The sequence below is a fragment of the Natronospira proteinivora genome, assembly GCF_024170465.1.
GTDB classification, from domain to species: Bacteria; Pseudomonadota; Gammaproteobacteria; order Natronospirales; family Natronospiraceae; genus Natronospira; species Natronospira proteinivora.
This window is the reverse complement of record NZ_JALJYF010000002.1, coordinates 897,412-908,688: the sequence shown is the minus strand read 5'-3', so window position 1 is coordinate 908,688 and position 11,277 is coordinate 897,412. Positions and strand designations below refer to the sequence as shown.

Annotated in this window: 11 protein-coding genes; 6 read left to right on the top strand and 5 right to left on the bottom strand. The window is 60.3% G+C overall.

What is annotated here, in order from left to right:
- Positions 1–220: 220 nt before the first annotated feature.
- Genes J2T60_RS11155 through J2T60_RS11145 form a run of 3 tightly spaced genes read right to left on the bottom strand, consistent with a single transcriptional unit; the run spans position 221 to position 2,222 of the window.
- Positions 221–652, bottom strand: coding sequence for a VOC family protein (locus J2T60_RS11155; protein WP_253450026.1), 432 nt, complete (start codon positions 650–652; stop codon positions 221–223).
- Positions 653–663: 11 nt separating this feature from the next.
- On the bottom strand, positions 664–1,644 hold the full coding sequence (locus tag J2T60_RS11150) for a hydrogen peroxide-inducible genes activator (protein ID WP_253450023.1): 981 nt from the start codon (positions 1,642–1,644) through the stop codon (positions 664–666).
- Positions 1,641–2,222 carry a peroxidase-related enzyme gene (locus J2T60_RS11145; RefSeq protein WP_253450020.1) on the bottom strand — a complete coding sequence of 194 codons (582 nt, stop codon included), beginning with the start codon at positions 2,220–2,222 and terminating at the stop codon, positions 1,641–1,643. Before J2T60_RS11145 ends, J2T60_RS11150 begins: the two co-directional genes overlap by 4 nt.
- Positions 2,223–2,422: 200 nt before the next feature.
- Here J2T60_RS11145 and J2T60_RS11140 point away from each other — a divergent pair, with 200 nt between their 5' ends.
- The 3 genes from J2T60_RS11140 to aroE all read left to right on the top strand — a co-directional run bounded on the left by J2T60_RS11140 (position 2,423) and on the right by aroE (position 5,056).
- Positions 2,423–3,157, top strand: coding sequence for a protein kinase domain-containing protein (locus J2T60_RS11140; protein WP_253450017.1), 735 nt, complete (start codon positions 2,423–2,425; stop codon positions 3,155–3,157).
- A 72-nt stretch (positions 3,158–3,229) separates the two neighbouring features.
- On the top strand, positions 3,230–4,249 hold the full coding sequence (hemB, locus tag J2T60_RS11135) for a porphobilinogen synthase (RefSeq protein WP_253450014.1): 1,020 nt from the start codon (positions 3,230–3,232) through the stop codon (positions 4,247–4,249).
- Between the two features lie 3 nt (positions 4,250–4,252).
- Positions 4,253–5,056 (top strand): shikimate dehydrogenase, encoded by an 804-nt coding sequence (gene aroE, locus J2T60_RS11130; protein WP_253450011.1) that lies wholly within the window; start codon positions 4,253–4,255, stop codon positions 5,054–5,056.
- Between the two features lie 342 nt (positions 5,057–5,398).
- Here aroE and J2T60_RS11125 read toward each other — a convergent pair whose 3' ends face one another.
- Both J2T60_RS11125 and gorA read right to left on the bottom strand, forming a co-directional pair.
- Positions 5,399–5,926 carry a gamma carbonic anhydrase family protein gene (locus tag J2T60_RS11125; RefSeq protein ID WP_253450008.1) on the bottom strand — a complete coding sequence of 176 codons (528 nt, stop codon included), beginning with the start codon at positions 5,924–5,926 and terminating at the stop codon, positions 5,399–5,401.
- Between the two features lie 237 nt (positions 5,927–6,163).
- On the bottom strand, positions 6,164–7,543 hold the full coding sequence (gene gorA / locus J2T60_RS11120) for a glutathione-disulfide reductase (protein WP_301288414.1): 1,380 nt from the start codon (positions 7,541–7,543) through the stop codon (positions 6,164–6,166).
- Between the two features lie 128 nt (positions 7,544–7,671).
- On the opposite strand from gorA, the gene J2T60_RS11115 reads away from it, so the two are divergent.
- Genes J2T60_RS11115 through xth form a run of 3 tightly spaced genes read left to right on the top strand, consistent with a single transcriptional unit; the run spans position 7,672 to position 11,269 of the window.
- Entirely contained in the window at positions 7,672–9,720 is a 2,049-nt protein-coding gene (locus J2T60_RS11115; protein WP_253450005.1) for a M3 family metallopeptidase, read from the top strand.
- Positions 9,720–10,496, top strand: coding sequence for a TIGR04211 family SH3 domain-containing protein (locus tag J2T60_RS11110; RefSeq protein WP_253450002.1), 777 nt, complete (start codon positions 9,720–9,722; stop codon positions 10,494–10,496). The genes J2T60_RS11115 and J2T60_RS11110 overlap by 1 nt, the downstream gene beginning before the upstream one ends.
- A complete protein-coding gene (gene xth / locus J2T60_RS11105; protein WP_253449999.1) occupies positions 10,493–11,269 on the top strand; it encodes an exodeoxyribonuclease III in 777 nt (258 codons plus the stop codon). Before J2T60_RS11110 ends, xth begins: the two co-directional genes overlap by 4 nt.
- Positions 11,270–11,277: the final 8 nt, after the last annotated feature.

The following is an 11,277-nucleotide window of genomic DNA, read 5'->3' as shown; positions in this document are numbered from 1 at the left end:
CGATTACCAGCGGCCTTGCGCATGATCGCGGCGGACGCCGCTACCACAATGATTTGCCCCCCCCTTTTTTATTCTCCGTGTCCCTCCGTGCTTCTCCGTTATCTCCGTGTAAAAACCAGATCCTCTATACACCCCGAGAGTCAATCGCGGATAAATCCGCTCCTACGGGGACGGAACCGCCAGCCATTGTTTCCTTCGTGTTCGACTTTAGACACGCCATCTACTGGGTACTGAACAGGCGCTCGGGGTGGCGGAAGGATTTGAATTCCAGGGCGTTGCCGGAGGGGTCCTTGATGAAGAAGGTTCCCTGTTCGCCGGGCTCGCCTTGAAAGCGGATGCGGGGGGCAATCAGGAAGGGCACATCATGCTGGCGGAGCTTGTCAGCCAAAGCTTCCCAGCGCGGCCAGGGTAGCACCGCGCCGAAATGACGCACCGGCACCGCATCACCGTCCACTTCATTGCGGGCGGTCTCGCCCCTTTCCTCGGCCACATGGGCACTCAACTGATGGCCGAAGAAATCGAAGTCAATCCAGCGTTCCGCTTCCCGGCCAATGGCGCAATCCAGTATCTCGCCATAGAAACGCCGAGTGCTTTCGATATCTCGCACCGGGAAGGCCAAATGGAAGGGAATGGTCCCGTTGGCATCAGACATGGCTGAATTCCTTAATCGAGGGTAACTTTCTTGCCGCTGTCGCTGGCGATGGGAGGAGAATCAGCCAATGGCCGCATCCCCTTCAGATCAGCATCGAGGATGGCCTGACGCACGGCCTCCACGGCCCGGGGCCGCGGGAAGGTCTCCCGCCAGGCCAAGGCGATCTGGCGTTTAGGGGCCCGGCCGGCAAAGGGTTTCTCCTGCAGCAAGCCACCATCCTCACCAAAACGCTGCCAGCGGCCCAGGGATGTCTGGGGCACCACCGTCACCCCCAGGCCACTGGCCACCATGTGGCGGATGGTTTCCAGGCTGGAGCCTTCGGTGGTGCGGGCTGGCCGCTGTCGGGCCTCACTGCCCAGGCACTCGGGACAGGCGGACAAGACCTGATCCCGGAAACAATGACCATCCCCCAACAACAACATGTTTTCCTCTGCCAACTCACGAGCAGGTATGCGCTGCTGTTGAGCCAGTCGATGTTCACTGGGGATCAGGATGCTGAAATCCTCTTCATACACCGGCCAGATATGGATGCCGTGTTCACTGAAAGGGGGGCTGACGAGAATCACATCCAGTTTTCCCTGACGGAGCTTGTCCGCCAGCACATGAGTATAGTTTTCCTCAATGACCAGAGGCATGTCCGGCGCCGAGGCATGCAGGCCCGGAATCACATGGGGCAGAACGTAAGGCCCCACCGTGAAGATGGCGCCAATCCGCAATTCCCCCACCAGCTGGTTTTGCCCGGCCCGGGCCAGTTCCGTGACCCGATTGGCCTCCGACAGAACCCGCTCGGCCTGGTCCACGATCCGCCGGCCCACATCGGTGGGGACCACGCGTGCGGACTGGCGCTCGAACAGAGACACGCCCAGCTCGTCCTCCAGCTTGCGCACCGACACACTCAGGGTAGGTTGGCTGACAAAGCAGGCCTCGGCCGCATGGCCGAAATGCCCCTCTCGTGCCAAAGCAGCAATGTAACGAAGTTGGGTGAGGGTCATGAGGTTTCGGGATCATCCTTGCCGCGGGCACTTTCACCGCCATCGGGCTCGCTGCAATCCACACCCAGACCGAGGGCCACGCGATTGACGAAGTTGAAATAGGCCGCAATGAGGTTCATGTCCAGGATATCCCGATCGCTATAGCCCACATCCTTAAGCTCCTGTATGTCCTCATCGGAGACCTGGCTGGGGGAGGTAGTGAGCTTCAAGGCATAACTGAGCATGCGGGCCTTTTTGTCCGGCATGTCCAGGAACTGGAAGTCGGAAACCATGCGGCGCAACAGGGAGTTGTCCTGCTCATAATGAGACAGAGCCTCCGCATGGTGGCTGACGCAATAGCCACAGTTATTGGCCGCGGAAACCACCACGGCAATACTTTCCCGGTCCGCCCGGGAAAGTCCGCTTCGGCCAAACATGAGATGGGTGTAGAGCGACATCTGTCGCTCCATGGCCCCGGCATTCAGACTGTGCACCTTGAGGATGTTGGCGATCTTTTTCTGCTGGGCATCCAGTGCCTCATAGGCGTCTTTGAGATCGCCACTGGCCTCGGTTTCATCAATGGTGTCTATCCAGGGCATGGGCTTTGTTCTCCCTCGGCAATCCTCACGATTGACCACCCCGTCGGCCTGCTGCATTCTTGCCCATTGGCTGGCAGCAAGCCGGCCTGTTCGGCCTCAATGGAGGCCCCGATGGACTTATTGTACGCCTGTTTTCCTCCTCCGCCATAGGGGGTGTGGCCTTGGCAGCCAGACAGGCGCACAGGCAAATGGGAGGGCCTATGGCACCGCAGCCTCGGAGCGTGCGCCGATTCGACTTCCGTCCCGGAGACCGGCTGGCCGGAAAGTATGAAGTGGTGGAGCGCCTGGGTCGGGGCTGGGAGGGCGAGGTCTACAAGGTGCGGGAGCGGGCAACCGGCATTGAGCGGGCCGCCAAATTCTTCTACCCCGAGCGCAACATGGGTAATCGGGCGGTGAGCTATCACGCTCGCAAGCTCAATCGCCTGCGCCATTGCCGAATATTGATCGCCTATCTCACCCACGATCACGTCAAGCACGATGGCCGCCAGGTGCCCTTCCTGGTCTCGGAGTTCGTGGAGGGGGAGGTGCTGGAGGAATTCATCCGCCGCCGGCCCGGCAAGCGCCTGCCCCTATTCGAGGCCCTCCACCTGCTGCATGCCCTGGCCGCCGGATTGGAGGAGGTGCACGCCCTGAAGGATTACCATGGGGATCTGCACTCGGAGAACATTATCGTGGCCCGGCGGGGCATTCACTTTGAAGTGAAGCTGATTGATTTCTATCGCTGGAAGGGCCCCACCGGCGAACATATCCGGGAGGATGTGCGCGATATCATTCGTATCTTCTACGATGCCCTGGGTGGGCAGAAGTACTACGCCAAACAGCCAAAAGTGGTGAAAGATATCTGCCTGGGTCTCAAGCGCGGCCTGATCCGTAAACGCTTTCGCACCGCCGGCGCCTTGCGCCAGCACCTGGAAACCATGAGCTGGGATGATTGAATCAGAATGGCCCCTTGTGGCCGAGGGCCTCGGGCTCTAAGCTTTCGGCGACCATGTTCTCAGGAGTCCGTCATGAGCAAGCAAAGCGGGGACAACATCGGCTTTCCCACCACTCGGATGCGGCGCATGCGCCGGGATGGCTTCAGCCGGCGGCTGATGCGAGAAACCACCCTGACCCCTGACGACCTGATCTACCCCATGTTCGTCCTGGAAGGGGAGGCCCAGCGCCAGCATGTACCCTCCATGCCCGGGATTGAGCGGTTGTCCATTGACGGCATCATGCGGGAAGCCGAGGCCATGCTGGAGTTGGGCATTCCCGCCATTGCCCTGTTTCCGGTGGTGCCGGCCGAGCGCAAGAGCCTGGATGCGGCCGAGGCCTGGCATCCTGAAGGACTGGTTCAGAATGCGGTGGCCGCCATCAAGTCCGAATATCCGGAGTTGGGGGTGATCACCGATGTGGCATTGGATCCCTACACCAGCCATGGCCAGGACGGGTTGATCGACAACGACGGCTATGTCCTCAATGACGAGACCAGCGAGGCTCTGGTCAAGCAGGCCCTGTCCCATGCCGAGGCTGGGGCCGACGTGGTGGCCCCCTCGGACATGATGGATGGCCGGGTGGGGGCCATTCGCCAGGCCCTGGAGACCGCTGGGCATCGCAACACCCGGATTCTGGCTTATTCGGCCAAGTATGCCTCCAGTTTCTACGGCCCCTTCCGGGATGCGGTGGGCTCAGGTCAGGCCCTCGCGGGTGCGGACAAAAAGACCTACCAGATGGACCCGGCCAACAGCGACGAGGCCCTGCGGGAAGTGGGCCTGGACCTGGACGAGGGCGCCGATATGGTGATGATCAAACCCGGCATGCCCTATCTGGATGTGGTCCGGCGGGTGAAGGACCGCTATGGGGCGCCCACCTACGTCTATCAGGTGAGCGGTGAATACGCCATGCTCATGGCGGCCGCCGAGAACGGCTGGCTGGAAGAGCGGGATGTGGTGCTGGAAGCCCTGACCAGCATCAAGCGGGCCGGTGCCGACGGCATCCTCACCTATTTCGCCCGACGGGCCGCCGAGTGGCTTCAGGAAGAAGGCTGAACCATGCCGGACCGCTACGCCGTCTTCGGTCATCCGGTGGCCCACAGCCGCTCCCCGGAAATCCATCAGCAGTTTGCCGAACAAACCGGTCAGGCTATTCAATATGAACGAATTGATCCGGGGGCGGATGGTTTTGAGGCTTCCGTTCGAGCTTTCTTCGAGAAGGACGGCAAGGGTGCCAATGTCACTGTCCCCTTCAAGGAAAGTGCCTTCAAACTGGCCGATAAACTGACCGCCAGAGCCGAGCGAGCGGCGGCGGTCAACACCCTCAAACGACTAGAGGATAGGCGACTGCTAGGTGACAATACCGACGGTGCCGGCCTCCTCCGGGACATTACCGGGAACCTGGCCGTCCGCCTGGAAAAGCGCCATGTCCTAGTCATTGGCGCCGGAGGTGCCGCCCGGGGCATCCTGGGCCCCTTGTTGGATGCCGGCATCAGCCGACTGCACATTGCTAATCGCACTCCGGCTCGCGCCAGAACTCTGGCCGAACACTTCCCCGGCCACCTCACCATCACCACGGGTGATCTAGGCGAATGGCCGACGGACAGCTTTGATCTGATCATCAACACCACCGCCGCGGGCCTGAGTGGCGACAGCCTTGAATTTCCCCGCCGCCTGCTGGCGCCCGACACCCTTTGCTACGACCTGGTCTACAGTCCCGCACTCACACCCTTTCTCCATCAGGGCTTGCGTTACGGCGCCCACATCGCCGATGGCTGGGGTATGTTGGTGGAACAAGCGGCGGAGTCCTACCAGTTATGGCGCAACACCCGCCCAGACACCACAGCCTTGTTGAGACGGTGATATTCACTTACCGGTCGCAGCCATCCGCTGTGGGAGCGGCTTTCCTGCCGCGACAAACTCCCATCGGGCCAGGACAAAAGCGTATGGACAAATGCGTAAGGAACGCATTTGAACTGGCACTTTGTGCCAGGCCCTGCATGTGAGTGCAGGGTGAGGCCCATGGACGGGCCGAATAACGTTTTTGAACTTCCGCAACGCGGAAGGCCCCGAAGGGGCGAGGCTCAGGGAAGAGCCGAGTAATGGCCCTCCCACAACGGATACGCTATGTTGGGTGCCGGCTGCTAGCAATATCGGCTGTGGGGGCCACATTACCAATCGTAAGCTGCCCTGGCTTGTCCAGGCTTATAGGTAGTGATCCTTGAGCCGGACATAGTGTTCGGCAGAATATTTGAGCTGTTCCAGCTCCTGCTCGCTGAGTTCGCGGGCCGGGCGGGCGGGGGAATCGCGATAGAGCCAGCCGGATTCCAGCTTCTTGCCGGGGGTAACCAGGGAACCGGCGCCGATGATCACGTCATCGCCTACCTCCACACCATCCATGACAATCGCCCCCATGCCGATCAGGCAACGGTCGCCGATGGTGCAGGCATGAAGCAGGCATTTATGGCCCACGGTGACGTCTTCACCGACGATGGTGGGAATGCCGCCATCGGGGGTATAGGGCCCGTCATGGGTCACGTGAATCACGGTGGCATCCTGAATATTGGAGCGGGCACCGATGCGGATGAAGTTCACATCGCCGCGCACCACACACATGGGCCAGATGGAGACATCATCGGCCAAGTCCACCTCGCCAATCACCAAAGCCATTTCATCCACGTAGACGCGATCACCCATCTTTGGCTGATAATCCTTGTAGTTACGAATGGGCATAGCATTTCCTGTATAGCTGATTGGGTGTGAGGTCTTGCTTTGGGAAAATCCTACACGAAGGGCACGAAGAAAGGCAGAAGGGACACGAAGTGTTTAAACGGTCCTTTTGTCGCCCAACGTTGACAACAACATCAAGCTTTCAGATAAACCGAAAAAACCCGAGAAAAACTGTTTATCCCTTCGTATCCTTCTGCTTTTCTTCGTGTCCTTCGTGTCCTCTTTTAAAAAATCGAAGATCTAGCGCAGCGTAACCAGCTCCTCGGCGGTGGTGGGATGGATGGCGACGGTGTCGTCGAAGTCGGCCTTGGTGGCGCCCATGCGCACGGCAACAGCAAAACCCTGCATCATTTCGTCTGCACCCATTCCAATTACATGGGCACCCACCACCCGTTCTTCGGGGCCCACACAGACCAGCTTGCAAAGGCCCTTGGGCTTGCGCTCACCCAGAGCGTAGTACATGGGCACAAAGCCACCCTCATACACGGTCACTGCCTCGGCGCCCTCGGCGGCCCGGGCTTCGGCCTCGGTCAAGCCCACGGTGCCGATGGGGGGATGGGAAAAGACCACAGTGGGGATGGTGTGGTAATCCAGACGGCGGTCGGCTTGGCCCCCGTAAAGACGATCGGCCAGGCGACGGCCCGCAGCGATGGCCACCGGGGTCAAAGGCCAGCGGCCAGTGACATCTCCCACTGCGAAGATATGGTCCTGCTCGGTGGCCTGCCAGTCATCCACCAGGATAAAGCCCTTTTCATCCCGTTTGACAGCGGTCGTGTCCAGGCCCAGCGCATCGGTAGCGGGATGACGGCCAATGGCCCACAGCAATTCATCAAATGGCCCCAAGGCCCGTCCATCCTCGGCTGACAAATGGAAGCCTTCATCATCCTGTTGTGCCTCACAGGGCACAAATTCAGTGACCAGTTTGATGCCGTCCTCCGCCATCTGATGCATCAATCGCTGGCGCAGGCTCTCATCGAAGCCCCGCAAGACGCCATCCCGACGCACTACCAGACTCACCTTCGCGCCCAGGGACTGGAGCATGCCGGCCAGTTCCACCGCGATGTAACCGCTGCCCACCACGGCAATCCGTTTGGGCAGGGCCTCCATTTCAAAAAAGCCATCCGAGGTAATACCAAGCTCGCCACCCGGTATGGAAGGCCGGGCAGGATAACCGCCCACGGCAATCAGGAAGCGCTTGGCGGAATAACGCTCACCGGCCACCTCTACGGTATGAGGATCGGTAAAGCGGGCATGGCCCTGGATCAACTGGACCTGGCTTTTATCCAGATTGCGCTGGTAAATCCCGTTCAGGCGCTTTACATAGGCATCGCGGCCGGCCTTCAGGCGAGCCCAATCGTGACCGTGGACGGTAAGATCAAAACCATAGTCGGCGGCCTCTTCCAGGCCATGGGCCAGACTGGCGGCATACCACATCACCTTCTTGGGCACGCAGCCCACATTGACACAAGTCCCCCCCAGCCGGGCTGATTCCACCACCGCCACGCGCTGGCCATATTCAGCCGCCCGCCGGGCGGTGGCCATGCCGCCGCTACCGGCGCCAATCACAATCAGGTCAAAGTCGGCCATAATCTCCTCGATGCCATGAAACGGCTTGCTCATTGGACGGTCTCACAATGTGGCTGTCAAGCCACCCGAACGGCAGCGCCAGGCTTGCCGGCAAGCTGAAAGACGTCGCCGCCCGTGATAAGTTACGCATTCTCTACGACCCGCCCGGGGGAGGGTTTTCCATGAGCAATCCATTATTGCAGGATTTTGATCTGCCACCCTTCGGGCAACTTGAGGCCAGCCATTTCGTGCCGGCCGTGGAGACGGTGCTGGCCGATAACCGTCAGGCGATTGAAGCACTCGCAAACCAGTCGGGGCCCTTCGACTGGGACAGTCTGGCCGAACCCCTGGCGGAGGTGGATGACCGTCTGGCCCGTGTATTCTCCCCCATCTCCCATCTCAACAATGTACGCAATGATGATGCCGTGCGCACGGCCTTCGAGCAGTGCCTGGCCCTGATCAGCCGCTATGAAGCCGAGATGGGTCAGCATCGCGGCCTGTATGAGGCTTGGTGTCAGCTGCGCGGAGGCCCAAACTGGGCGGGTCTGAATACCGCCCAACGCAAGACCGTCGAGGACAAGCTGCGCGATTTCAAACTGGCCGGGGTCGGCCTGGATGAACCAGCGCGCAGCCGCTTCAGGACGCTCCAGGAAAAGCTTTCCGAACACCAGAATCGTTTTGAGCAGAATGTTCTGGACGCCACCGAAGCCTGGCAGTGTCATGTGAGCGACCCGGCCCGAATCCAGGGCATCCCGGAACCGGATCTGGCCCGGGCCGCCGGGCGGGCCGAGACCGGAGGCCTGGACGGCTGGCTGTTCACCCTGGCCTTCCCCGATTATCTGGCCATCATGCAGCACGCCGATGATCGCAGCTTGCGGGAAGAAATACACCGGGCCCACGCCACCCGGGCCTCCGATCAGGGCCCCGATGCCGGTCGTTTCGACAATGGCCCGATCATGAATGAGATTCTGGCCATGCGCCAGGAGTCGGCGGATTTGCTGGGCTATCCGGATTTCGCCGAGCTGTCCCTCGCCACCAAGATGGCGGACAGTGGCGATGCGGTGGCGGCCTTCCTGGCCGATCTCCAGGCCCGCAGCTGCCCGGCGGCAGAAAAGGAGTTCGAAGCCCTTCAGGACTATGCCCGGGAATCGCTGGGCATCGCGTCACTGGCTCCCTGGGATATCACCTGGGCCAGTGAGAAGCGGCGCCTGGCCTGCCATGCCATTTCCGATGAACAGTTGCGCCCCTATTTCCCCTTGGAGCGGGTGCTATCGGGGATGTTCGACATTGCCGGTGAACTCTATGGCTTCTCCGTTCAAAGCCTCAGCGATTTCGACTCCTGGCATGAAGATGTCCGCCTGTATGAGCTCATAGACGATGATAGCGGTGAAGGGATTGGTCGCCTGTATCTGGATCTCCATGCCCGGGACGGCAAACGGGGCGGCGCCTGGATGGATGAGTGCATCAGTCGTCGGCGCCAGGGCAAGGACTTGCAAACGCCGGTGGCTTATCTCACCTGTAATTTCGGGGCTCCGGCGGCCGATCAGCCAAGCCTGCTTAACCATGACGATGTGATCACCCTGTTCCATGAGCTGGGTCACTGCCTTCAGCATCTGCTGACCCAGGTAGATGTGAGCAATGTGGCCGGCATACATGGGGTGGAGTGGGATGCGGTAGAGCTGCCGAGCCAGTTTCAGGAGCACTTCGCCTGGCCCCGGGCGGGTATGGATCGGATTGCGGCGCATTACGAGAGCGATGAGCCAATGCCGGAAGCGCTGCACCAGGCCATGCTCTCGGCGCGCAATTTTCAATCGGCCATGAAATTGCTCCGTCAGCTGGAGTTCGCCACCTTCGATCTGCGATTACATCGGGAATACGATGGTCAAGGCAGCGGCTTCATACAGGACCTGCTTGGCGAGGTCCGTCAGTCCATCTCGGTGGTGCCGGTGGCCGATTACGACCGTTTCGCCCACAGCTTTGCCCACATCTTCGGTGGCGGTTATGCGGCAGGATATTACAGCTATCTCTGGGCCGAGGTCTTGTCCTCAGATGCCTTCTCCGCCTTCGAAGAACAGGGCCTGTTTGATCGTGAAACGGGACGGCGCTTTCGTGACACTGTCCTGGGGCTCGGCGGCAGCCAACCGGCCGCGGTCGTTTTTCGACAATTCCGGGGCCGGGAACCGGAGCTGTCGGCTTTCCTTCGTCACCACGGCATTAGCGAGGCGGCCTGATGCGCACAGTCACTCATGTCTCTGCACTGCTTCTGAGTCTGATGCTGGCCTTGCCTCTGGGCGCCCAGGTGGCGGAAGAAGACACAGAAGCGGCCTGGGTCAATGATCAATTATTCCTGAGCCTGTATCCGGAGCCGGACAGTGACAGCGATAGACTGACCTTGCTAAACAGCGGTGATCGCCTGTTGCGACTCGGTCCAGTGGAAGACGGCTTTGCGGAGGTAGAAACCGAAGATGGCACCCGCGGCTGGGTTAATGAAGACTTTCTTGTGGAATCACCACCAGCCCGTGTGCGTATCAGCGAGGTGGAAAGCGAAAGGGATGAACTGGCCGACACGGTTAGCAATCAAGCCGAAGAACTGTCGAGCTTGCGGCAGACAAGGGATCAGCTCAGCGCGGAAAGAGATGAGCTTAGAGCGTCGCTGGATCAAGGCGAAGCCGAACAGGCCGTACTGCATCAACGCATCGATGAGCTCCAACAGGCCCTGGACGATAGTCAGGATTCGGACAGTCTAGTGATACTGGATACTCGCACCACTCTGGATCTGCCGGAGCATCTGGATACGACGGTGGCCGGCGTTGACGAAGCAGAGGCATCTCCGGCCAGTGAAACACATCGTCCGGAAGAGACTGGGCAGCTGGGAGATAGAATGGGCCCCGTTGAGCTGGGCATCACCGGCCTTGTCCTGTTGATGGTGGGCCTGCTGGGGGGGCTGGTGGGTTATCTCTGGCGTGAAAAGAAAATTCGACAACGTTTTGGAGGACTCAGCCTGTGACGGGATCGATCGTATCCTGGAATGTAAATTCCATCCGTGTTCGAGAACAGCAGGTCCATGACTGGATCAAGGAACACGAGCCTTCCGTGGTGGGGCTGCAGGAAACCAAGGTGCCGGATGATGTCTTCCCGGCGGCCACCTATGAGGCACTGGGTTATCACAGCATCATCAACGGCCAGCGGACCTATAACGGTGTAGCCCTGATCAGCCGGGAGCCGGGCCGGGATGTGGTGACCGATATTCCCGGTTTCGAGGATCCCCAGCGCCGGGTCCTGGCAGCCACCTATGGTGATCTGCGTGTGATCAATCTCTATGTCCCCAACGGCCAGGCCGTGGGCAGCGAAAAATTCGCCTACAAGCTGGACTGGCTGGCCCATCTGACGGAATGGCTCAAGGAAGAAACCGCCCGCCATGAAAAGCTGGTGGTGATGGGGGACTTCAACATCGCTCCGGCGGATGCCGATGTGCATGACCCCGAGGCCTGGCGCGGCAAGATCCTGTTCTCCGAGCAGGAGCATGCAGCCCTGGACCGGATTCTGGCCCTGGGGCTGGAAGACAGCTTCCGCCTCTTTGATCAGGAACCGGAGCAGTTCTCCTGGTGGGACTTCCGCACCCGCGCTTTTCGCCGCAACCGGGGCCTGCGGATCGATCTGGCCCTCACCAGCAAGGGACTCAGGGAGCAGGTGAAAGGCAGCTGGATCGACATTGAACCCCGCAAGGCCGAACGCCCCTCGGATCACGCTCCCGTGGGGATCAATCTAAGCAGCCCCTAAGCCAGTCT